Origin of the sequence: Chryseobacterium sp. JM1 (assembly GCF_000737715.1) — a bacterium.
Taxonomy (GTDB): Bacteria; Bacteroidota; Bacteroidia; order Flavobacteriales; family Weeksellaceae; genus Chryseobacterium.
The window spans coordinates 1-23,914 of sequence record NZ_JPRN01000002.1; the positions used below are offsets into that span (position 1 = coordinate 1).

Sequence of the window (23,914 nt, forward strand, 5' to 3'; positions counted from 1 at the left end):
CTCTTAGTTTAATTAAATGCTTTCTCTTTCTCTAAAGTTAATAACTTTATCCTCTGCTAATCTAAAGGAGGATCTCGAAGCCACCGGGGTTTTAGAATTATAATACATGAAATAACATGGCGGCTTCAAGGTTCTTAGCCACCAAGATTCCGATTATCATAAGATTAAATTCCAAAATTGATAAAAACACTGAACCTTGATTTTGCTTCAATGTCACCGCTTGCCAGATTGGAATAAGCAGGCAGCATAACTTCCCCACCCAGACTGAACTTTTTATAGGAAGCCTCAAAACCGAGTTTTCCATATAAAGCGCTTCCAGCTGTTTTGGGCAATACTTCATCAAACTGTTTGTTTTTATCATAGACTTCGCCCTGAAGTCCGGCTTTGGCAGAGAAAATAGTTTTTTCATTTCCTGCAAGTTGATAAAAACCTGTTGCGGCGTAATTCCATTGGTTTCCGAAACGGTAGTTCTTTTTGTTTTCAGTTTTTACCGTATAATCTGTATTGACCAGCACAGCCAGTTTATTCTTTTGAAACTTATAGTTCAAAGCGACCTGATAATCCCAGCTTCCGGTTCCCAATTGAAAACTTGGGTTGACGCCGGAAGCACCTTTTTCATCAAATTTTCCCAAAGGAATTTTCACCCCCAAACCACCGTTGAGCTGATGAAAATTGTCTTTGGAGCTGATGATCCTATAGATTCCCATCAGGTTCAGATCTCCGATACCATTAATGTTGATATCGCCCTGCATGGTTCTCTTCTCATGAAAATGAAAGGGCAGGCTGGCGTATACACTCAGCTTTTGTGTCAATGGAATTTTCCCCCAAACCTGCAGGGTATTAAAATACTGGTCCTGTGTAAGATCTTTTACAAAAAGGTTTTCTTTGGCTTTATAATGCTGGGCAAAATATTTGATCCCGATAAATTGAGGATTCAGTAAAGACTCAAAACCGGAAGATCCGTTTCCTGCCGCACAGCCGCACGCATCACAGTCATCCAGCACAATGCTGTTCATAGGATCTGCGATAAACAGACTATCGTTGACTGTTTTAGCCTGACAGACTAATGATAATGTCAGGCTCAGTATAAAAATTATGTTTTTCATGTTCATGATGCTCATTCTGCAAATTTTGGATTAGAAATAAAGTTTTTGTCGGATAAGGTTTTCAAAAAGGCGATGATAAACTGCTTTTCCTGAGTATTCATCGCAATTCCGATATGCCCGTTCTGTTTCAGCTGCGGATCCAGATTGGGATTGTCTTCCACGCTATCTGAATAAAAATTAAGAACTGCGCTGAGCGTGTAAAATCTTCCGTCATGCATATACGGTGCGGTATATTCTACATTTCTGAGACTTGGTACACGGAATTTCATCCAGTCATTCTGATCAAGGGTCACGCGATGACGGCCCGCATCTTTGAACTGATTATTGTAATACATTCCCGTATTCCTAAAACTCTCATCGGTAAATAATTCTCCGCTGTGGCAGGAAGCACATTTCTGGGTAAAAAGAGCCAATCCCTGAGATTCCTCAGAGGTGAAATTTTCTTTTCCCTGCTTAACCCTGTCATATTTCGAATCTGCGGAAATCATGCTGACCATAAACTGCGACAGCGCTTTTAAGACTCTTTCACCGGTTATACTTTCGTCACCATAAGCTGCCATGAAGAGTTTTTTATACATCGGATCATCTTTTAATTTAGAAAGCACTTCCGGCATTGAACTGTCCATTTCATTGGCATCTGTGATCGGAATGATGGGCTGTTCATTCAGATTATGGATCACACCGTCCCACATATATCTTTTCAGGAATGCCATATTTTGAATGGGTGGTGCATTACGGATTCCAATTCTGTCATCTACGCCATGACTCACATTATGACCATGGTGCGTAAAAGCATTTTCCTGGATATGGCAGAAACCGCACGATATGGTATTATTTCTGGAAAGCCTGCCTTCGTAAAATAATTTTCTACCCAGCTCTAGTCCATTTTTCGTCACCGGATTCCCGGATGCATCGAAAGTCATTTTCGGAAAGTATGATGGAAACTGCAATGAATAAGCCTCATCCTTTTCCAGCGGCTGCATTACCTCATCTGAACAGGACCAACAGCTCAGAAATGTAATGACCAGCAATATTGTTTTTAATAAAATCCTAATCATTATGAACATGATCTACTTTAAACATTGCAGTAAGGTTATTCGTCACATCCAAAAGATGCGGACCGGAACCCATCATCATGTTATTTCCTGTCGTTAAAGAAAGCGTTTTGCTGCCGCTCAGAAACTGATTCAGATCTGCAAGAATGTGGATGGAAGGTCTTACCTGAGTTGTTACTCTGGCTGTAGTCGGAAGATTCAACGTAATTTCCCGGTAAAGATCGGGCATATCATTGGCTGTTATGTTTCCCATATTTCCGGTATGGTTCATGAATTCTGTATCTGCAGAGGATATTCCGTATTTCCCTTCCAGTTTTACAAAAATATAGCCGCCTGCCCATGACCAGGACATCCCTTTCTGTTTAGCTTTATTCCAGAACTCTGCCTGACCGTTTTGTCCCAGCAGGTAAGCCTTCTGGCTGATCCCCAGTCCGAATTTTACTTTTTTATAATTATTTTTCGGAATACCTTTCAGATCAATATAGACCACTCCTGCAACGGCATCTGCCTGGTCTATGATAAAAGCTCCTTTATCCGGGTTATTTTCATTGTATTTGAATTCGTTTCCACCTTCATCAATCAGTGTGATATTGCTTACCACATATTTTAGAGCGGAGAAATTATGTTTTTGCCCTGCCGCAGAAGTCTGAACAGTTTGGTTTAATACAATATCGCCAAGATTATTGAATCCGTTTTCAAATTTGATCTGAAGGTTTCCTGTAGAAGTATCCTGCGGATCATCGTCATCGCTGTTTCGACATGATGATAAAGTGAATAAATTAAGGGCAATAAAGAGTAATGATAAAAATTTATAAATTTTCATTTTGATTTTTTAAGTTGAATTTTTAAAATAGAAATGTTTTTGAATGGGTGAACATTCATTTTTTTTAACCACAAAAGGCACAAAAGTTTTTTGACACTTAAGTTATCTGAAGTTGAAATGCTTTTGAATAAGAAGATCACTTAAGCTTAATAAAATCAAAGTTCTTCATTTTGAAAAACATGCATAAACATCTGTGAAAATCTGTGCAATCTGTGGTGAAAAATAGCAGCAAAAGACACAAAAATTTTTAACACTTCAGTTGTTTAAAGTGAATTGAAAAACTGCATAGAAGAACACTTAAGCTTTTTAAAATCTTCGATTTTTCATACTAACCTTAAAATAGTATGTATGACGAAATGCTTAAGAAAATTCTTTATGGTCTTTGTGGTCGGTAAAGATTAAAATTGAACTTAAAAAACCGGTGGTTTGAAAATGTGTTTGAGAAACAGAAAAGAATAGGCTGTTTCGTAGAGAAAATTGAAGTGTACAGAAAGAAAACTTTCTGCTTTATTGATTCCTGTAATTTCGGGAAGGGTACAGATATCAAGAACTTTTTGTCCTGAATTTTTGGTTTTGTTTAAAGGTGAAGAATCGGAATCATTTGTTTTTGCGAGTTCTTTGCTCAGGTAGCATTTACCATTACAGTGAAGTTCCGGTTTGCTTTTATTGATACAGAGAGTGGTGGAGATATAATCATAATTTACAGCATACTCCATCAGTGGGATCAGAGGCCTGAACACCATATAAAGAGTAAGGAATATGCTGCAAATTAAATTCATCTGTTATTTCTTGCTTACGGCTTCTTCATATCTTCTGCTAACCTCTTTCCAGTTCAGCACATTCCAGATGGCAGTAAGATAATCTGCTCTCTTGTTCTGGTATTTCAGGTAATAAGCGTGTTCCCAAACATCAATTCCTAAGATTGGAGTTCCTTTTTCTTCCACTACATCCATCAAAGGGTTATCCTGATTGGCTGTAGAAGACACGAATAGTTTTCCGCTCTTATCTACAGAAAGCCATGCCCATCCTGAACCGAAACGGTCTGCCCCTGCTTTGCTGATTTTTTCTTTGAACGCATCCATGCTTCCGAAAGTTTCCGTAATCGCTTTAGCCAGTTTCTCAGAAGGCTGCGTGTTTTTTACGGGTGTAAGAACCGTCCAGAAAAGCTCGTGGTTGTAATGTCCGCCTGCATTATTTCTTACCGCCGGAGTAAGCTTAGAAACTCCTGAAAGGATCTGGAAAAGCGTTTGTTTTTCCTGTGGTGTTCCGGCAATCGCTTTATTCAAATTGGCAACATACGCAGCAGCATGCTTTGAATAGTGAATTTCCATCGTCTGTGCATCTACCGAACCTTCCAGTGCATTGTATGCATACGGAAGCGGTGTCTGCTTAAACTGCGCAAAAGCGAACTGTGCGGCAAATACGGCACTTACAGCTGCTATTTTCAAAATCTTCATAACGTTTTGTTTTTATGGTTTAACAATATTTTTATACTTATAGAAGGGAAGCAGGATGATGGAAGTACGACGACATTTCTGTCTGAAGATGACTCTCCTTCATTGATATTTCTTCATCTCATCTTTTTAATCCTCTGCATTCATGATTTCCAGCCATCATTATCCCTGTCATTAGCTTCTGCATGAGCACTCCTCTACTCCATGATGTCAACTTCATTGGTCTTTTAATCATTCATCATTATCCTCATCATTAACTTCCAGCTTCATTCTTCCATCTTCCTTTCCCTACTCTATTTCAATAATTTCTTAATATCCTCGATCAATATTTCCCGGTCTGGATGATACTTGCCGTTAAGTTTAGCAGTTTTCCCTTCCGGATCTTCATAATTCAATCCTGAGTAATACAGGATAGGCATATTATCTTTATTGTATCTGCAACGGATATTTCCTTCTTTATCTACCAAAGCAATCATTCCGCTGTGGTTGAGGCTTTCACTGTCGTCTTCCTTATCCCCTACATAGATATTAAACTGATCTGCCAGCTTTCCGATATACTCCCTGTCTCCGGTAAGAAAATGCCAGTCCGGGGATTTTGCTCCGACACTTTTAGCATGTTCTTTCAACGCAGCAGGTGTATCATTTTCCGGATCTATACTTATTGAAATGATCCCGAATTCAGGGCTGTTCACCTCATCTTCAATAAATCTCATATTCCGGTTCATCACAGGACAAATCGTAGGACATCTGCTAAAGAAAAACTCTACCAGATATACCTTTCCCAGCATATCTTTATTGGTGATTTTTTTATTATTCTGGTCGGTGAGTTCAAAATCGGGAACCTTCATTACAGTGTACAGGTTCTTCTTGAAATATCCCATTCCAACACCTATTCCCAGAAACAGCAGAGCGAAAATCGCAATCGGAATGATCACCTTTCTCTTTGCTCCGTTTTTGGTCTTATTATTTTTGGACATATTTCTCAGGATTTTTTTTGAACTCGTCCTTGCATAAGCTACTGCAAAAACCGTACGTTTTATTTTTATAGACCGCCGTATCTTTCATATCATCTTCTGTTTTCATGTGACAGATAGGATCTTCCGCATTGGCAAATTTTACTTTTTTAACCGGCGATTTTGAAGAGGAAGTGCTCTTTTTATGCTTTACTTTAGGGGTTTCCTGGCCACAGGCGAATAATGAAACTGACAATAGTGCAGTCAAAATAATTTTTGATTTCATTTTAATGGTCAATTGAAATTGATAGTATTATGAATGTGTGAATTAATTTTTAATGCAAAGATCAGCACCGCTTTTACAACATCAGGTTGTAAAAAACGAAGACACTTTGAGAAAAAACTAAAAGAATAGTTGAATAGTTAAGCTAAAGGAGGATGGAATATTCTGGAAAAATATTCTGAATGATGATCAAGACTATAATCCGAATGTATAGCCTCATCTTCAGGCTCAGATTCTTTCAGGCCTAAAAATGAAAGGGTATCGTGGGAAACAAAAACATCCAGGACGGATATTTTGATGACCTGGGAATTGTTGGACTGTTTTTCCGTTTTCGCCAATTCTTTGCTGACATAGCATTTCCCTTTACACGTTGACTGAGGAACATTTCTGTTCTCACAGAGGTTTTTTACAATATAATCATAGTTCACGGCATAGTTCACCAATGGCAAAACGGGACGTAATGCAATGGTAAAAATGATGAATATGGATATAAAAAGTCTCAATGATCAGTTCTGTTGTACAAATATACTACTCAAATTGGGTTTATAGATTATTTATGATGAATGTCATTGATTATTTTTCGGTGAGCGGATACGGGTTTCGGGATGCGGGGTTTTGAGTTATGGAATAAACGTTTAATGTGATTATTCTTTTTCGCGCAGATAGTGGTGATTTTGCAGATTCTTTTTTGTGTATGAAAAAACCTTATAGATTTTGGAAATCTATAAGGTTTGGGTGTTTTTATTTTTAAATAGATGATGTTGTGTTTTTTAATAGCAAAGGCGCGAAGAATATGACAAAAGGATGCTTTAAGGCGCTAGGATTTTATCTCCGATAAAATTTTATAATCCTAATAATGGGTCGCTTCATCCTAAAAGCTATTGTTGGCACCTGCCTGCTATCTATCAGCTTTTATTATTATTCAGTTTTATTGTTTTTGTGTAAAAAAACCTTATAGGTTTGGGTGTTTTTATTTTTATTATCTCCGATAAAATTTGAGACCTCTAATAAAGGGGCAATCTAAAACCTATTATTTGACAACTGTCACCTTATTCCTGCGACCTACCATCTACTCCCTTATCCCTTATCCCTTATCCCTTATCCCTTATCCCTAATTAAACTTCATCCTCTGAATCCTCACCGCATTTAAAATCGCCAGCATTGCTACTCCTACATCTGCGAATACAGCTTCCCACATCGTTGCCAGACCTCCGGCTCCGAGCGCTAAGACTACAGCTTTTACTGCAAAGGCAAGAACAATATTCTGCCAAACGATCTTTTTGGTTTGTTTACCGATATTGATCGCCATTGGTATTTTGCTTGGTTTATCATCCTGGATAACGACATCTGCGGTTTCAATCGTGGCATCGCTTCCGAGTCCTCCCATGGCAATTCCTACGTCGCTGAGTGCCACTACAGGGGCATCATTCACACCATCGCCGACAAAAGCTACGGTTTGATTTTTTGCTTTGATTTCTTTTACTTTATTGACTTTGTCTTCCGGTAAGAGATCTCCAAAAGCACTGTCGATGCCCAGTTGGTCTGCTACATATTTAACAACGGTACTTTTATCACCGCTCAGCATGGTGGCTTTTACGCCCATTCTGTGCAGGTTGTCAACGGTTTCTTTGGCATCACTTTTTATACTGTCTGCAATGGTGATGTATCCTGCAAACTTTTTATCATAAGCTATGGCAATAAGTGTGTAGACAATATTGGCGTGGTTGGTATCGTAGCTGATATTGAATTTATCCATCAGCTTGAAATTACCAACCAGTAATTCTTTTCCATTGACTGAAGCTTTTAAACCATGCCCTGCAATTTCTTCCACATTTTCCAGAGGAATAGCATGATCAATCTCTCCTGCGTAATGATGGATTGCTGTGGCTACCGGGTGTGTACTTTTGCTTTCCAGTACATTGACCAGTTTCAGGATTTCGTCTTTATTGAATTCTGGATTGATGCTTACTTCCTGTACTTTGAATACGCCCTCCGTCATGGTTCCGGTTTTATCCATCACCACATTCTGAATTTCTGCGATACTGTCTAAGAAATTACTTCCTTTAAACAGAATTCCATTTCTGCTCGCTGCTCCAATTCCCCCGAAATATCCTAAAGGAATGGAGATCACCAATGCACAAGGGCATGAGATCACCAGGAAGATCAAGGCTCTGTAAAGCCAGTCTCTGAACTGATAATCATCAACAAAGAAATACGGCAGAAGACAGATTCCTATGGCCAGAAATACAACAATCGGGGTGTATACTTTTGCGAATTTTCTGATGAACAATTCGGTCGGGGCCTTCTGCGCGGTGGCGTTTTGAACCAGTTCCAGAATTTTACTCAGTTTGCTGTCTTCGTAAGCGGTATTTACTTTTACGAGAGCAATACTGTTCATATTGATCATCCCTGCCAATACGGCTTCCCCTTTTGTCTTAGTGTCCGGTTTACTTTCACCGGTGAGCGCTGCGGTATTGAATGAAGCTGATTCAGTCATCAACTCACCGTCAAGGGCCAATTTTTCTCCGGGTTTCAGTTGGATGATATCTCCTATTTTGGTTTCTTTGGCTTTAATGGTCTTTGGCTGACTGGCTTCAATGATCGTCACCTCATCAGGTCGCTGATCCAATAAGGCCTTTATATTTCCTTTAGCCCTTGAAACCGCCATTCCTTGGAATACTTCTCCTACGGAATAGAAAAGCATTACGGCAACACCTTCGGGATATTCCCCTATTACAAATGCACCTACTGTAGCGATTCCCATCAGGAAAAATTCGGAGAATACATCTCCCTTGATGATGCTTTCATAGGCTTCCTTTAAAACCGGAAGACCTACGGGAGCATAAGCTGCCAGATACCAGACTAAACGTACCCAACCTTTGAACCATTCTGTTTTTATATAATTGTCTAATGCTATTCCTATCAGCAACAGCACAAAAGAGATGATGGCAGGAAGAAACATCTGGAAAGGTGTTTTGTCTCCTGTATCGTGAGAGTGGTCATGCCCGTCTCCTTCTGAATGATCATGCGTATGCTGTTCTTTCTTTTTCGGTTTTGTACTGCAACATTCTTCCATAAATACTATTTTGATGTAAAATTAGGGTTATACACGATGCAATACTATTGCAAACTTTCAAGACAGTTTTCGCAGATTCCTTTGGCAAAAAGTCTTATTTCATCTATTCTGAAATGGGTCTGAACATTTTCCGGGAAGGAAATATCTTCTCTGCAGGTGGTCTGTTTGCATATTTTGCAGTAAAAATGCAGATGCCAGTCTTTGTGGGTTTTCTCATCGCAGCCGTCATCACATAATTTATATTTTGTGGTGGTGTTTTCCTGTATGCTGTGGACAATTCCTTTTTCTTCGAACGTTTTCAGTGTCCGGTAAATCGTCGTTCTGTCTGCATTGTCAAAATGATTTTCCACTTCCGAAAGGGACAGTGCAGCTTCCTGGGTACTCAAAAAATCATACACCAGAATCCGCATGCTGGTAGGCTTGGTATTTTTATCGATGAGTTTGTTTTCTATATCTTTTTTCATTTTTACAATTAATTTTTAAAGATGCATTTCCTGTTCTTCATAGCCTTCCTCTTCAATCTGAAAGGTCGTATGACTGATTTTAAAATTCGCTGTAGTAACTTCCGTCAAAGTTTTCAGCAATGGATTCTGAGCTGTTCCGGTATCTCTGACAATATGTGCGCTCATGGCATTGACGCTTGATGTCAATGACCACACATGAAGATCATGAACATCTTTCACTCCCGGAACTTCTTCCAGTGATTGACGAAGCTTGTGAATATCTACATCTTTCGGAGTTCCTTCCAATAATACATTAACGGCCTCTTTCAGCAAACGCCAGGTTCTGGGGAAAATCAAAAGACCAATCAATGCAGAAATAATTGGATCAGCATAATACCAACCTGTTGTCAACATAATAACTCCGGCGATCATGACTCCGATGGAAGTAAGCATATCCGAAAGCACTTCAAAATAAGCACCTTTCATATTCAGGCTTCCTTCTGAATCTTTTCTAAGGATCATCATTCCGATGATGTTGACGACAAGTCCTATTCCGGCTACAATCAACATTGTTTTACTCTGGACTGCGGGAGGATTCTGAAACCTTTGGTAAGCTTCGTACAATACATACAGGGAAATACCCAGTAATACGACAGCGTTGATTACGGCTGCCAATATCTCTGTCCGGTAATATCCAAATGTTTTAGAAGCATCTGCTTTTCGTTCGCCTATTTTGATGGCGATAAATGCCAAAAACAATCCTACCACATCGGTCAACATATGTGCAGCATCCGCCATTAGCGCAAGACTTTGGGTAACGAGACCGCCGATTACCTCAGCGATCATATAGGTTCCGCTCAGCAACAGGACAAAAAGCAGATTCTTTTTATGTCTGCTGGCCGGTGAACCTATTTGTGTTTTTATTTCTTCCATGTTTTTCTGAAATTTTAATTGATCACATTTCGTAATACAAAGAATTATCTTTTTTGACGGGAACATTCTGATCTCCTGTCATCTGTTTAATATTAATTTCGATGGTCTGTGCCAATGAGGTCACAGGTGTGTCTACAGGTCCGTTTTCAAAAGGATCCTGCATGATAATGGAGGTTTTCTCTATGGCAAGAAACATAACCGGAATCAGGAACGTAATGATAATTTCAACAGCCAGCTGTGCATCATCCAGTCCAAAAGGAAGGATAGCTGCAAAAACATAGATTAAGGTATGCAGCAAAATACTGTACGATCTTGGGAATACTGTATTCTTCAGCCTTTCACATTTCCCCATACTGTCGCAGAGTCTGGTGATGATGTCATTTAGCTGCATCTGTTGAAAATCCGTTAAGCCTTTTGAAGAAGCTGTCTCTCTGAGCTGTTGGGAATGGGCATCCAGAAGTGCATTCGGAACATTGGCCGCTTTGATCTGATGTTGATCCAGATAGTTCTGAACCCGATCTGAAAAAGGCTGCCTTCTCAGAGATTCACCAAGTGCGTAGGTCCAGATAATCTGTCTTTCTGCAAATTCCTTGATGATCTTATCTTCTCCCGCCGGAAAAAACTGGATAACCAATCTCATCAGCGTTCTTGAATCATTCACTATCGCACCCCAGACGGTTCTGGCTTCCCACCATCTTTCGTAGGATTGGGAAGTACGGAACGCCAGCAGCAATGATACGGCTGTTCCCAAAAGAGCAGGAATATTAAGGGGAAGTGAAATTTTCCGGAACCATGGGAGAAGGTCTAATAATCCTATGGATACAGCAAATATTCCCATATACAGGATCTGGGTTTTTATTTCACGGATGAAATACCAGATGGATATTTTCTTGTTTAACAGCATAACTGAATGATGTATTAGAATGTTTCTTATATTCTGACTCTGAAAATGTACCGTAAACACCTCTAATTTAGGCATAAAAATCGGTAGTTCTTCCGGCCTGTTTCTATAAATCGATTATCATTTCCTTATTTTAATGCTCATGGCCGCCGGAATTAGAGAGCTTGGCATTAACGAAAAAGGCTCCTTTCACCAAAATTCTGGCATCAGCAGGAATTCCTTTGACAGGCGTAATGGCTGTATAGCCCATATCTGATGTCCCTTTTATCACTTCTACTTTTTCAAAATTCAAAGTCTTTTTATGTTCGGCAGCTTCTCCTTTTTCATTTTTGTGATCGTCTCCACCTTCTTCCTCTTCATGCTCCTCCGGTTTTTTATCGGTACGGATGAAGACGTAGTATTTTCCGTCTGCTTCTACGATGGCTTCATTAGGAACGGCAGGTGTTGTGTTTTTATCCAGGCTGACAATCCCGGTGATATTCATTCCATCGATGAGGCCTGCTTTATTTCCGGTTACTGTGCCGTGTACCGAAACGGTTTTGCTTTCGTTTTCAAAAGAAGATCCTACACTGTACACCATAGCATCATATTCAGTTTCAGGATTATTGGTCAGTTTGAAATGGACGATCTGCCCTACTCTCATTTTAGGAAGGTCTTTTTCAAAAACCTGCAGATCAAGGTGAATAGAATTATTATCGATGACCTCCGCTACAGGTGACGAAACATCTACATAACTTCCGATCTGCGCTGAAATACTGCTTACGGTTCCGCTAATTGGTGCGGTAATCACCAATCCTGATCTCATATTGCCATTATTTACTTTCCCCGGACTGATTCCCATCATCTGAAGCTGTCTCAGAAGGGAAGCTTTTTTCGTTCTCAGGGTTTTAAGCTCTGCATCTGAACTCTGCAGATTTTTCTTGGCGCCTGCATCATTATCAAAAAGCTCACGCTGTCTTCTGTATTCCTGCTCTGCATAGGTAATTCTGCTGTTCGTCGTCAGATATTCTTCCTGTAACTGGATAAATTCAGGATTCGCAATAGTGGCAATCACCTGCCCTTTTTTTACAATGCTTCCTACCTGTACATTCAGCGTTTTGATCACTCCTCCGTACAGAGAGGTGATAGTCGCTTTATTATTATTGGGAACTCTCAGAAGTCCGTTGGCTTTTACGGTGGAAGTAAGTTCCTTCATCTCGATGGGACCTAAAGATATCCCGACGGATTTGATCTGATCTTCCGTTAGTGAAGCAATAGTCTGGGGTGCTTCTTCATGACCGGCTTCAGCTTTTTCTGTCTTCACTTCTGGTTTTTGTGCAGGCGTTTCTTTTTTTCCGCAGCTTAAAAGTAAAAGTGCCGTGACGGTCAGAGATATGATATTGTGCTTTATTTTCATGTTATTTATTGATGATTGAATTAATGGTAACTACAGATTGGTTGACCTGCTGAATGGATTCTAAGTATTTTAACTGAATATTGGTAGCGGTCTGCAGGGCAAAAAGATATTCTACATAAGAGATTTCTCCTGTTTTGTAGCCTAACTGAGCTGCTTTGACAATTTTTTCCGCATTCGGGATGGCCTGACTTACATAATATTCATACTGCTGTGTATCCTGCTGATATTGCCCGAAAGCGTTTTCAAGCTGCGTCGAAAGTTGTTTCTGCTGCATCTTCGCATTGGTTTCAGCGGCATATTTTTCATATTCCAAAGACTGCATTCTCGCTTTTGTTGCTCCAAACGTCAACGGAATGGCAACGCCTACAGAAAACGAATTGAAACGGTCTCCGGCATTATAAAATTTCTCCTGCCCGTTTTTGGTATGCAAACCAATCAATGACTGACTTGTCAGACCAAGGCTGAATTCAGGAAGTCCCTGTGATTTTTCCACATTTTTATTCTTTTCGGCAATTTCCATTTCATGATAAAAAGCTTTAACCGTAGGATTATTGGCGACTGATGAACTGTCCAGAATATTTTCGGTCTTCAAAGGTTCATAATCGCTTTTAAACGGAACTTCGAAATTCTCGGAGGTATTCAGTAATGTCTTTAAATTTTTATAGGCATTGTTTAAATACACTTCATTCTGTTTCAGCAGCAGATTGATTTCTCCTTTTTGGGTTTCTGCTGTATTAATTTCAATCTTCTTGATATCTCCTGCTTTAAATCTTACCGTTGCAATCCTGATAAAATCCTGATAAAGGCTGTCAAGATCTTTCAGTTTAAACTTATTGTACTGAAGATATTCGATCTGATAATAATAGGTTCTTACCTGTTTTGTAAGTTCATTCGCCGAAACTTCTTTATCGATCTGTCTGGTTTTTATATTTTCAGTGATCAATTCTCTCCTTGCTTTGAACAGCGTAGGAAAAGGAATACTCTGCGAAATGGCAAATGACTGGTCGAATTTCGGACTGTTGTATTGCCCAAGCTGTGCTTCAAAATTTAATTTGGGAAGTTCTTTTGCGGTCCCTTTCAAAGCTTCTGCTGATTTTATATTCAGATCTTTTGATTTTAAAACCAAATTGTTTTCGGCGGCCATTTCTACTGCCTGATCTACGGAAATTGGTCTGGTCTGCGCATTGAACGTCTGTCCGAACATCAGAAATCCAAGAACAATAACTGTTATTATGGGCTTAATTCTATTCATGTTTCGTGGAATCTTTGAATTAAAAATAATATAGAGCATCGGCAGAACAAATAAGGTAAGGAATGTAGCGGTCACCAATCCTCCGATGACTACGGTTGCCAATGGTTTCTGTACCTCAGCTCCCGCTCCAGTAGAAATCGCCATCGGTAAAAATCCTAAGGAAGCTACCGTTGCGGTCATCAGAACGGGTCTTAATCTGGTTTTCGTTCCTTCATATACCCTCTTCAATACATCCGTCTCGCCCTCTTTTTCAAGTTGGTTAAAGGTTCCGATCAAAACAATTCCGTTAAGAACTGCGACTCCAAAAAGCGCAATAAACCCGATTCCGGCACTGATACTGAACGGCATATCTCTTAAAAGAAGGGCAAATACACCTCCGATGGCACTCATCGGAATGGCTGTAAAGATCAATGCAGCCTGCTTAAATGAGTGGAAGGTGAAATAAAGCAACATAAAAATCAAAAACAGGGAAACCGGAACTGCGATCATCAGACGCTTGCTGGCTTCCTGCAGATTTTCAAACTGGCCGCCATAAGTAAAATAGTATCCGGAAGGTAACTTGATTTGTTGATCCAGTTTCGCCTGAATATCTTTTACCACACTTTGCACGTCACGACCTTTTACATTGAATCCGATTACGATTCTTCTTTTTCCTTCTTCACGGCTGATCTGTGCAGGACCCAGTTTATAGCTGACATTGGCTACCTGCGAAAGCGGAATCTGAGCCCCTGTCCCGGTCGAGATCATTAAATTATTCACATCATCGATATTCGTTCTGTGAAGGCTGTCGAGACGGACTACAAGATCAAAACGTCTTTCGTTTTCAAAAACCTGACCGGCTGCTTTTCCGGCAAAGGCTGTACTTACGGCATTGTTTACATCTTCTATATTTAAACCATAATTGGCCATTCTTGTTCTGTCGTATTCTACGTTGATCTGGGGAAGTCCGCTTATCCTTTCGATCTGAGGAGGCGTTGCACCATCCACGGTCTGGATGATCTTTCCTACTTTATCTGCATAAATAGACAGTGAATCCAGATTCTCCCCGAAAATCTTAACGGCAACATCCTGTCTGATCCCAGTCATCAGCTCATTGAAACGCATCTGAATCGGCTGATTCTTTTCAAAAAACACACCGGGAATGGTTTCCAGTTTTTCACTGATCTCATCGGCGAGTTCTGTATAAGATTTTTTTGATTTCCATTCGCTTTGTGGTTTTAAAACGACAATCAGGTCGGTGGCTTCAGGAGGCATCGGATCGGTAGGAACCTCAGCGGAACCGGTTTTTCCTACGACCATTTTCACCTCATCAAACTGTTTGATAATTCTTGAAGCCTGCATGGAGGTTTCGATACTCTGACTGAGTGAACTTCCCTGCGGCAGAATACAGTGGAATGCATAATCTCCTTCCTGTAACTGCGGAATAAATTCACCACCCATATTTTTGAAAATAAAGGCACTGATGACGAAAATAAAAATAGTGGCCGAAACAATGATGTATTTTACTTTAACAGCTTTATGCAACATCGGCTGATAGATCTTCTGCAGGAAGTTCATCATCTTATCTGAAAAAGTTTCTTTATGCGAAATCTTTTTGGACAGGAATAAGGCGCTCATCATCGGAATATAGGTCAGGGAAAGGATCAATGCTCCTAAAATGGCAAATCCTACTGTCTTAGCCATTGGCGTAAACATTTTCCCTTCTACTCCGGCCAATGTAAGAATCGGGATGTAAACGATAAGGATAATGATTTCTCCGAAAGCCGCGCTGCTTCTGATTTTTGAGGCAGAAAGGAAAACCTCCTCGTCCATTTCGCTTTGGGTAAGATTCCGTACCGATTTCCTTACGCCTAAATGATGCAAGGTGGCTTCAACAATGATCACGGCGCCATCCACAATCAATCCGAAATCTATGGCTCCAAGGCTCATTAAATTGGCACTGACTCCGAAAACATTCATCATTCCCAAAGCAAAAAGCAGGGATAATGGAATGGCTGAAGCTACGATAAGTCCGGCTCTGAGGTTTCCAAGGAAAACCACCAATACGAAAATAACGATCAGGGCACCTTCTATCAGGTTCTTTTCAACGGTATTGATAGCTCTTCCGACAAGATCTGTTCTATCCAGGAAAGGTTCTATCACCACATCATCGGGAAGGGATTTCTGAATGGTTGGGATTTTAGCTTTAATCAGGTTGACAACGTCGTTACTATTGGCTCCTTTCAGCATCATGACGACACCGCCTACGGCATCTACTTTTCCGTTGTAGGTCAGTGCTCCGTAACGTACTGCACTTCCGAGACGTACATCTGCAACGTCTTTTATAAAAATGGGAACGCTTCCTGTTTCGTTTTTAACGGAAATATTTTTAATGTCTTCCAATGAGGTGACAAAGCCAATTCCACGGATGAAATAGGCATTGGGTTTTTTGTCTATATAAGCTCCACCTGTATTCTGGTTGTTTTTTTCTAAGGCTGTAAAAATATCGGAAATGCTTACGCCCATCGCTTTGAGGCGGTCTGGACTTACTCCTACTTCATACTGTTTCAATTCACCTCCGAAGCTGTTGATTTCTGCTACACCCGGCGTACCGTTCAGCTGTCTGCGGACAATCCAGTCCTGCATGGTGCGGAGTTCTTTGGCTGAATATTTCTTTTCACTGCCTTTTTTCGGGTGTAGAATATACTGATATACTTCCCCAAGACCTGTACTTACAGGGGCAAGTTCGGGAGTTCCCACTCCTTTGGGGATTTCTTCAACAGCCAGCTTCAACTGTTCATTGATCAGCTGTCTGGCGAAATAAACGTCTACATTTTCTTTGAATACCACAGTGATCACGGAAAGTCCGAATCTTGAAATACTTCTGGTTTCCTGGATATCCGGAACATTGGCAATACTCTGCTCTATGGGAAAGGTAACAAGCTGCTCTACTTCCTGTCCTGCAAGTGTAGGACACGCCGTGATGATCTGCACCTGATTGTTGGTAATATCAGGAACAGCATCTATGGGAAGTTTTGTAGCACTCCATACGCCCCAGATGATGAGAAGCAGGGTCATGATACCAACGACCACCTTGTTTTTGATACTGAATTTTATGATTTTATCTAACACGATCTGTATTTAATTTTTTATTGGTAATAACTGCATACGGCGATAATGCCGTTGCAAAAATATCACGAAGACCTCTGCAATGGTATTGCAAAGTTCAATAGATAGAAAGCTTAACTTTCTACTCATCAATAAAAATTAAATCTTAGGGGGTTGCCAGATATGATCGTACATCTGGTAAGCGAAGTTGTTTTTCTGGAAAAGAATTTTCTTTGAAAAGTAAGCCTGAACATGGCTCGGAATTTCAAATAAAGGATCCATTTTGAAAGAAGATACAGTCATCTGGCAGCAGCTGCATGTACACAGCGGTGAGCAGATATCTCCTTTGTCTTTCGAATGGGATTCTTGAATATTGAATGATAGTTTAATTTCTGAAGGCCCTGCAGGACGGTGCACATCTTCGCAAGGCATCAGTGACAATGCCATGAAATAGAATGCAAGTATCCATCTTAACAGGTTCATATGGACAAAGGTAAAGATTTTTTCTAAAACGGGAGATTTATATGGGGCATTTAATATATTCCTGACATTGCAGTGTTTTTTGAAAGGGCGGTATATTTTCTTTATTTTTGGAGTAAGATCTGCCTGACACAGCTTATGAAAAAACTATTTTTAATTCCTTTATTTTTAACTCTGTCCGCCTGTATAGGTTCTGATACAGAATTTCTGCCCCAAACTGTTTCAGAATCGAAAAGTAGAAAACTTTTAATCAAAGAATATCGTCCTACGGAAAATAAGGTGATGATCAATCAGGGAGAATATGAGATTATGGAAGCATTTACCACCTTTAAATTCAATTCAAAAAATGATCCGACGATCAATAAAAATTTTTTTGCCTTCAGTGTAAGGATCAAAAATCTTAAAACAGGTGAGATAGGTCTTTCTCCTGAAGACAGTGATCATAGTCAGTTTCTTAATTTTCATTGTGATTTCTGCGGAGGCATTAACAATGATAATCTTGTGCTCTACTATGATGACATCAGTAAAAGAGAAAGTCTGGACAGCATAAAGATTGGTTTTAAAGACCGAAATAAAAGTGAGAAGGTTGTTTATTTTGTTCAGAAGAGATAAATATAAAAGAACATGAAGTGTATGGTCGTAAAAATAATCTTACAAATATTTTTTTGCACCCTGTTAATGGGTTGTAACAATTCTACAAAAGAAAATGAAATTAAAGTCACCATCAAAGTTGTTGATTCCTATACTCAGAAACCCAGAGTAAATGACAGAGTTGAGATTAGAATCGGGAAATGGGGATTTCCAACCAGAAGATATGTAGAAGTGGGACAATATTTTACAGATAGTTTGGGAACGGTATCCATAAATCTTGATAAGAATGAGAGGTATAGTTTTATGACTTTCGGTCCTCAGCATGCGTTTGGTTCTGATGAATATAAAAAAGGAGAATTAAAAGATCGGCAACAGGTTGTTATAAAAGTAGTTCCGCCAGAGAAGAAGCAGTTTAAAATTGAGGAGTAAATATACGTATGGAGAAAAATAATTTAAAACAAATGTTGACCGAATTAATTAAATTTTGGTGAAAACAAGGTATTCTGACCTTCTCAAACTCAAAACAATAGATTGATGAAATTCAGAAAAGCAATAACATCCATTTACCTGAAGACTTTGTAGAATTTTATTCAGAACTGAATGGTATGGAAATGCTGTATACTTCTTTTTTCCAACACAATTGCTAAAAAATTATCAAATGAGTAAAAAAGATTTTGAAGAAAACAAAAAAAAAGAGAATAATTTCATAGATGATTTTGAGGATTGGCATTCCCGCAAGTATAGTGATGAATATAGATTTAGAAATAAAACACCTTTTTTTATAAAAAAAACAAATTATTTAGTACATGGAATCTTGCTTTTGACTCTTCCTTCTTTAAGTTTAATAATTTCTGCTATTTTGGATTTAGGAGTTGGGTTCTACATATTTTTTTTATTAATGTGTATTCCCGGAAGTTATTTGATTATAAAACACTTTAAGTCCCGTTGAATTAAAGTCCTGAACAAACAGTTCGGGACTTTTTCTTGTACAACGCTCCGAACTGTTGCAGAAACCCACATTACATCTACGTGCAAAAAAAACGCTATAATATTACCCTTGCAAGCAAAACAAATCCTCTAATGAAAAAAATACAGCCACAATAATAGGTCATATTTTTTTTATAAAATCAACCGATAGTTCAAAATATTCTCTAGTCTCTTTTTCAACAAAAAAGCCAACGCACTACACGATGGCTAAAAAAAATCAAATCTAAATAAAATTACAGGTTCGGATTATTATCCAGCTCCTTCTGAGGAATACTGAATAACAAATACTTGTTGTTGGGTGCAAAAGGTACCTGTTCCGGGAATGAGAAAACTGTATGTCCTCTTCCGTTCACTGTTTTTACGGTTCCGTCAGGAGTGGTTACCTGAACTTTTATAGGTTGGCCGCTGCCATCTACGAATGGTTTTCTTACCACGGTTCCCTGCGTTCTGATAATATCTGAAAGGGAGAATCCTTCCCCGAAAAGTTCTTTTCTTCTTTCAAGCAGAATTTCCGTGATGACATCAGTCTGAGCAAGAGATCCTGTGTAAGGACTGGCATTTCTGGCCGCTTTCAATTGGTTTAATGCTGTAACCGCATTGGCGACATTTCCGTTTCTGGCTTCAGCTTCAGCTTCGATCAGGTACATTTCTGCGGCTCTCATGAATACGATATCGGCGATAAGTCCGGTTTTAAATTTAAACTTGGAATACCTTAGCAGACCTTCTCTTCCCGGCAGGCCATCCCACTGAAACAGCTGAGACCTGATGTCATTGGTATCAAACAGGTTTTTGAAAAACGGGTCCGCCATAAAACTGTAGTAATAACTTCCCGAAGAAGATACATCCAGAAAATGGAAGGCATAGCTCGCTCCCGACTGTTCCTGAGTTTGTCCGTGACCCCAGATCCATTCACCGTTATTGATGTCATTGAAACCTTCTTTATATTTTTCAGCAATCATTAACGGATATCCTGTTCTGGCTATTTTAGCCGCTGCCGCCGCTTTGGTCCATTCACCGGTATTCAGGTAGGTTCTCGCTAAAAGTCCGTTGACAACAGCTTTGTTGATCTTGTCTTTATTATTTCTCGTATAATTGGTCAAAAGATTATCTGCTTCCGTAAGATCACTTTTGATCAGAGTATAAATTTCTTCAAGACTCGCTTTTTTCTTCGGTACAGAACTGATTGTTGAGGGTTCCGTGTAAATTGGAGCGGTAAGTGCCGTTTTGTCTTTCAGATAGCTGAACTGGTAAAAACTCGCTAGGTTCAAATAACAGAAAGCACGCAATGCTTTAGCCTGACCTTTAACCTGATCTTTTTTCGCCTGACTTCCTTCTGTCTGGTCAATACGGGCAATCACATTATTCATATTATTGATCGTGGAATAAAGCGTAGTCCATATAAACTGCGGTCGTGAAAGTGTATTATTGATCATCTCGGTAAAAGCATATGCCGACGGAAAACCATACTTATTCGTAAGAACCGCCACATCACTTCCCATCGCATCACTCGTTCTCAAAACGGTTGAATATCCGCTATTCGCGTAGTTTGGTCCGTCATCATTAAGTTTAGCCCAGGCTCCATTAATCACGGTTTCTGCACTTTCCGCTGTTTTAAAAACCTCTGCACCGTTGGCCTGATCGGTAGGAGCCGTTTCCAGCTCGCTTTCACAGCTTGTCAGCGACCATAAAGCAATCACGGCAAAAGATATATATTTTAATTTTTTCATTGTTTCGATTTTAAAAGTTTAAAGAGTCGCCTGAAGACCGAAAGTGATTGTTCTCATCGCCGGATATCTGTAATACGTAGTTCCGTCCAGAGCCTGTTCCGGATCCATTCCTTTATGTTTGTAAAACGTCAGAAGGTTTTCAGCCTGAATATAAATTCTGAATTTCTTAAGTCCCAGTTTTTCAAAATAATCCGAAGGCAGCGTATATCCCAGACTTACATTTTTAAGCCTTGCATAGGTTCCGGAATATAAAAATCTTGAAGAAGAAGCGTTCCAGTTATTTGTTGTGGTGTTCAATGCAGGAACATCCGTATTAGGGTTGTCCGGAGTCCACCTGTTCAGCATTTCTGCACTCCATGCACGTCCTGCAGAACTTCCGCTGGACATTAATGAAGTATAATCCGTATCCAGGATTTTTCCTCCGATACTGAAGGTCAGCAACCCTGAAAAGTCGAAATTTTTATAAGCCACACTTGTGCTGATTCCACCGGTTACTTTAGGCAATGCGGATCCCTGAAGGGTTCTCGTCGCTTTTGAATATTCGGAAGTAGTTCCGTCAACGGTATTTCCATTGGCATCCTGATAGATATACCTCCACAAAGGTTTTCCGTTCGAAGGATCGACTCCTTTCCATTCCTGAAGATAAAAATCATAAACGGAACCTCCTACTTCCATACGTTTTGTGGAAGTTACCACAGCTCCTTTCGGCAGCTTTGTAATTTTGTTCTGTAAAGTACTCAGGTTCACATCCACATTCCACTGGAAATTATCATTCTTGATGGGCGTTGTGAATAAGGAGAATTCAAAACCGGTATTCTGTAATGTTCCGACATTAAAAGGAAAATCACTGATTCCAAGGGATGGCGCAACGGGCATATTAAACAGAAGATCTTGACTTTTACGTTTAAAATATTCTACGTTACCTTTAACCCTGTTATTAAGAATAGCGAATTCTAAACCTACATTTAAATTAAGATTGGTTTCCCATTTCACATCATTGGTCTGTACTTTCTCAAGAACAGTTCCCGGCTCGCCAAGGTTATTATAAAATTTGTATAATTCCTGATAAGCGTAATAAAGCGAAGATCCACTAGGTCTCCTTAGTTTATCATTCCCCTGTCCACCGTAACTTGCACGAAGTGTCAACTGGTTGAAGAAGTTCAGATCTTTAATAAAGTTTTCATTTGATACTTTCCATGAACCTCCAACTGACCAGAATTTACCCCATCGGTTATCCGCAAAGAATCTTGAAGAACCGTCTGCTCTTCCTGAAACGGATAAGAAGTAAGTATTGTTAAAATCATACTCCGCTCTTCCCAGAAAACTCAACAGTGAGAATTTATCACTGTTTCCACTGAAACTTCCCAGCAAAGCGGCTGCATCCGGTTCATAATAATAAGGAAGTGAAAACTGGCTTCTGGAACCTGAAATCGTCTGGTAATCGTATTTATAAAATTCCTGACCTCCTAAAACATTGATGTGATGTTTCCCGAATTTTTTATCATATGTCAGAATATTACTCGTGGTATAAGAAAGCGTTCTGCTGTTCGATCTCGTTACAGAACCACCAATTTCACTTCCTTCCCCGATAAGCGGATTCGAATAATAATGTCCGTTGTAATTCACTAAATCAACAGAAAAGCTGCTCTTAAATTTCAGTTCAGGAAGGAAAGTAAATTCTAAAAATCCTTTTCCGGAGAAGTTATCTTCTTTATTTTCATTTTTATCTAAAGGTAACGTCGCTGCAGCATTTTGATTCTGCAATGCATTCGTTGGTCTGTATTTACCAAAATCATAGATTCTGTTTCCATCGGCGTCAAGCCTGTAGCTTCCATCGGCATTTCTCTCGTAATAAGGGTAGAAAGACGGAACTGCTCTCGCTGCCTGGATGATATTGTCCTGTCTTGAATCTGAAGATGGCGGCGCATTCTGTATACTGTTGGTGTAACTTAAGTTCACCCCTGCATTCAGCCATTTCTTCACTTCAGTATTCACCTTCAGTCTGGTGGCAAATTTTTGAAAACCTGATTCGATGGCAATTCCTTTATCATCCAGATACCCTAATGAAAAGAAATAATTGCTTTTCTCACTGCCTCCGCTTATATCAAAATCCACCTGACTTCTGGATGCTGTTCTTTGAAGAATATCTCTCCAGTCGTCATTCCATAAAGGTTTTGCTCCCGGAAGAAGTTTTCCGTCCGGTCCTACAGGCTGTGGATATCCGGCTCCGTAAGGGTTGATTCCAAGGGCAGTCACAAGGTTGTCACTGGCCATTTGACCTGCCTGTTGCGAAGAAATCTGACCGGATTTGTATCCGTTTCTCAATGCTTCCCAATACAGCTGGAAATACTGATCTGTACTTACCTGCTTATAATCTTTTACCGCTCTGCTGGAAAATCCCTGGCTGATGTTAAAATTCACCCTTGACTCTCCTTTTTTTCCGGATTTCGTTGTAATGATGATGATTCCGTTAGCCCCTCTTGATCCGTATAATGAACTTGCCGTAGCATCTTTTAAAACACTGATGGACTCAATGTCATTGGGGCTGATGGAATTGATATTTCCGTCAAAAGGAATTCCGTCTACCACATACAGAGGATCGCTGGAAGCACTGATAGAGCCAACTCCTCTTATCCTTACAGAAGCGGTAGAACCCGGCTGTCCTGATGCACTTACTGCCTGAACTCCCGGCACCTGCCCTTCCAGAGCTTTTGTAATATTGGTAACCGCTCTGTTATTGATTTTATCGCTGGAGATGGTAGCTACTGAACCGGTATAGCTTGTTCTCTTAGCCTTACCGTAAGCGATCACTACTACTTCATCAATTTCCTTTTCCCTGATCGTATCTTTTTTAGGTTTAGCTTCCTGAGCCTGCACACTCATCATTCCTAAGAAAAATACAGCAACAGATGGAATCCAAACTTTAGAATTAATTAAACTTTTACTAATCATAACCAATTTTATTTATCATATATTAAAATTTAGCCCTTTGCAGAAAAGTCAGCAAAGGGCATCGATAAATACGATTAACCAAATGCTTATTTTTCCTTTATAGGCTGAATGTAACACCTTGCACATGGGCAGGTTGTCAAGATTTCACAGGGTCAGTTCCCTCCATCTTTCTTTATAAGCCGATCGAAATATGTCTGCAAATCTAAAAACAATTAGTCTACAAAACAAGTAGACTTTAAAATTTATTATGAAATATTTTCAAAAATTAACTTAATTATTAATCAAACACCGCTACAGTAAACAGTTACACGATTGCGGAATAACCAAACATGACAAATATCATTACACATAATGTAATTCACCAAAACTGTAAAAAAAAGCGCGAAAATAGAACGAAACTATTTAAATTTATAGA

20 protein-coding genes and 1 riboswitch are annotated in these 23,914 nt (G+C 39.5%); of the genes, 3 read left to right on the top strand and 17 right to left on the bottom strand.

Going from position 1 to position 23,914, the window contains the following annotated elements; all coding sequences use genetic code 11:
• Positions 1 to 164: 164 nt before the first annotated feature.
• From IW22_RS02280 to IW22_RS02350, 15 genes are all read right to left on the bottom strand, one after another.
• Positions 165 to 1,106, bottom strand: a complete 942-nt coding sequence (locus IW22_RS02280) for a transporter (protein ID WP_034724646.1) — start codon at positions 1,104 to 1,106, stop codon at positions 165 to 167.
• Positions 1,107 to 1,117: 11 nt separating this feature from the next.
• Positions 1,118 to 2,164, bottom strand: coding sequence for a cytochrome-c peroxidase (locus IW22_RS02285; RefSeq protein WP_034723875.1), 1,047 nt, complete (start codon positions 2,162 to 2,164; stop codon positions 1,118 to 1,120).
• Complete coding sequence (locus tag IW22_RS02290) at positions 2,157 to 2,984, bottom strand: MbnP family protein (RefSeq protein WP_051890951.1); 828 nt, start codon at positions 2,982 to 2,984, stop codon at positions 2,157 to 2,159. Before IW22_RS02290 ends, IW22_RS02285 begins: the two co-directional genes overlap by 8 nt.
• A 410-nt stretch (positions 2,985 to 3,394) precedes the next feature.
• Positions 3,395 to 3,763, bottom strand: coding sequence for a hypothetical protein (locus IW22_RS02295; RefSeq protein WP_051890953.1), 369 nt, complete (start codon positions 3,761 to 3,763; stop codon positions 3,395 to 3,397).
• 3 nt (positions 3,764 to 3,766) lie between these two features.
• Positions 3,767 to 4,441 (bottom strand): superoxide dismutase, encoded by a 675-nt coding sequence (locus IW22_RS02300; RefSeq protein WP_034723879.1) that lies wholly within the window; start codon positions 4,439 to 4,441, stop codon positions 3,767 to 3,769.
• A gap of 290 nt (positions 4,442 to 4,731) precedes the next feature.
• Positions 4,732 to 5,415 (bottom strand): SCO family protein, encoded by a 684-nt coding sequence (locus tag IW22_RS02305; protein WP_034723881.1) that lies wholly within the window; start codon positions 5,413 to 5,415, stop codon positions 4,732 to 4,734.
• On the bottom strand, positions 5,402 to 5,677 hold the full coding sequence (locus IW22_RS02310) for a YHS domain-containing protein (protein ID WP_034723882.1): 276 nt from the start codon (positions 5,675 to 5,677) through the stop codon (positions 5,402 to 5,404). The genes IW22_RS02305 and IW22_RS02310 overlap by 14 nt, the downstream gene beginning before the upstream one ends.
• Before the next feature lie 137 nt (positions 5,678 to 5,814).
• Positions 5,815 to 6,177, bottom strand: a complete 363-nt coding sequence (locus IW22_RS02315) for a hypothetical protein (RefSeq protein ID WP_034723885.1) — start codon at positions 6,175 to 6,177, stop codon at positions 5,815 to 5,817.
• Between the two features lie 608 nt (positions 6,178 to 6,785).
• Entirely contained in the window at positions 6,786 to 8,750 is a 1,965-nt protein-coding gene (locus tag IW22_RS02320; protein WP_034723887.1) for a heavy metal translocating P-type ATPase, read from the bottom strand.
• 44 nt (positions 8,751 to 8,794) lie between these two features.
• Entirely contained in the window at positions 8,795 to 9,214 is a 420-nt protein-coding gene (locus tag IW22_RS02325) for a Fur family transcriptional regulator (protein WP_034723888.1), read from the bottom strand.
• A 15-nt stretch (positions 9,215 to 9,229) separates the two neighbouring features.
• Complete coding sequence (locus tag IW22_RS02330) at positions 9,230 to 10,126, bottom strand: cation diffusion facilitator family transporter (RefSeq protein ID WP_034724648.1); 897 nt, start codon at positions 10,124 to 10,126, stop codon at positions 9,230 to 9,232.
• A gap of 22 nt (positions 10,127 to 10,148) precedes the next feature.
• Complete coding sequence (locus tag IW22_RS02335; protein WP_034724649.1) at positions 10,149 to 11,030, bottom strand: bestrophin family protein; 882 nt, start codon at positions 11,028 to 11,030, stop codon at positions 10,149 to 10,151.
• 130 nt (positions 11,031 to 11,160) lie between these two features.
• Entirely contained in the window at positions 11,161 to 12,423 is a 1,263-nt protein-coding gene (locus IW22_RS02340; protein ID WP_034723890.1) for an efflux RND transporter periplasmic adaptor subunit, read from the bottom strand.
• Position 12,424: 1 nt separating this feature from the next.
• Positions 12,425 to 16,786: a CusA/CzcA family heavy metal efflux RND transporter gene (locus tag IW22_RS02345; RefSeq protein ID WP_081873873.1), complete on the bottom strand. Its 4,362-nt coding sequence runs from the start codon at positions 16,784 to 16,786 to the stop codon at positions 12,425 to 12,427.
• Positions 16,787 to 16,921: 135 nt separating this feature from the next.
• Entirely contained in the window at positions 16,922 to 17,245 is a 324-nt protein-coding gene (locus IW22_RS02350; protein ID WP_034723892.1) for a DUF6660 family protein, read from the bottom strand.
• Between the two features lie 135 nt (positions 17,246 to 17,380).
• Here IW22_RS02350 and IW22_RS02355 point away from each other — a divergent pair, with 135 nt between their 5' ends.
• The 3 genes from IW22_RS02355 (at position 17,381) to IW22_RS02365 (ending at position 18,782) form a co-directional block, all read left to right on the top strand.
• Positions 17,381 to 17,854: a hypothetical protein gene (locus IW22_RS02355; RefSeq protein ID WP_131401676.1), complete on the top strand. Its 474-nt coding sequence runs from the start codon at positions 17,381 to 17,383 to the stop codon at positions 17,852 to 17,854.
• Between the two features lie 66 nt (positions 17,855 to 17,920).
• On the top strand, positions 17,921 to 18,262 hold the full coding sequence (locus IW22_RS02360) for a hypothetical protein (RefSeq protein WP_131401677.1): 342 nt from the start codon (positions 17,921 to 17,923) through the stop codon (positions 18,260 to 18,262).
• Positions 18,263 to 18,491: 229 nt separating this feature from the next.
• Entirely contained in the window at positions 18,492 to 18,782 is a 291-nt protein-coding gene (locus tag IW22_RS02365; protein WP_034723898.1) for a hypothetical protein, read from the top strand.
• 271 nt (positions 18,783 to 19,053) lie between these two features.
• Here the strand turns inward: IW22_RS02365 and IW22_RS02370 are convergent, their stop codons facing one another.
• Together IW22_RS02370 and IW22_RS02375 are read right to left on the bottom strand one after the other, a co-directional pair.
• Positions 19,054 to 20,547 carry a RagB/SusD family nutrient uptake outer membrane protein gene (locus tag IW22_RS02370; protein WP_034723900.1) on the bottom strand — a complete coding sequence of 498 codons (1,494 nt, stop codon included), beginning with the start codon at positions 20,545 to 20,547 and terminating at the stop codon, positions 19,054 to 19,056.
• Between the two features lie 18 nt (positions 20,548 to 20,565).
• On the bottom strand, positions 20,566 to 23,499 hold the full coding sequence (locus IW22_RS02375) for a SusC/RagA family TonB-linked outer membrane protein (protein ID WP_034723902.1): 2,934 nt from the start codon (positions 23,497 to 23,499) through the stop codon (positions 20,566 to 20,568).
• Positions 23,500 to 23,582: 83 nt separating this feature from the next.
• A riboswitch (SAM riboswitch) is annotated at positions 23,583 to 23,680 on the bottom strand.
• Positions 23,681 to 23,914 lie beyond the last annotated feature (234 nt).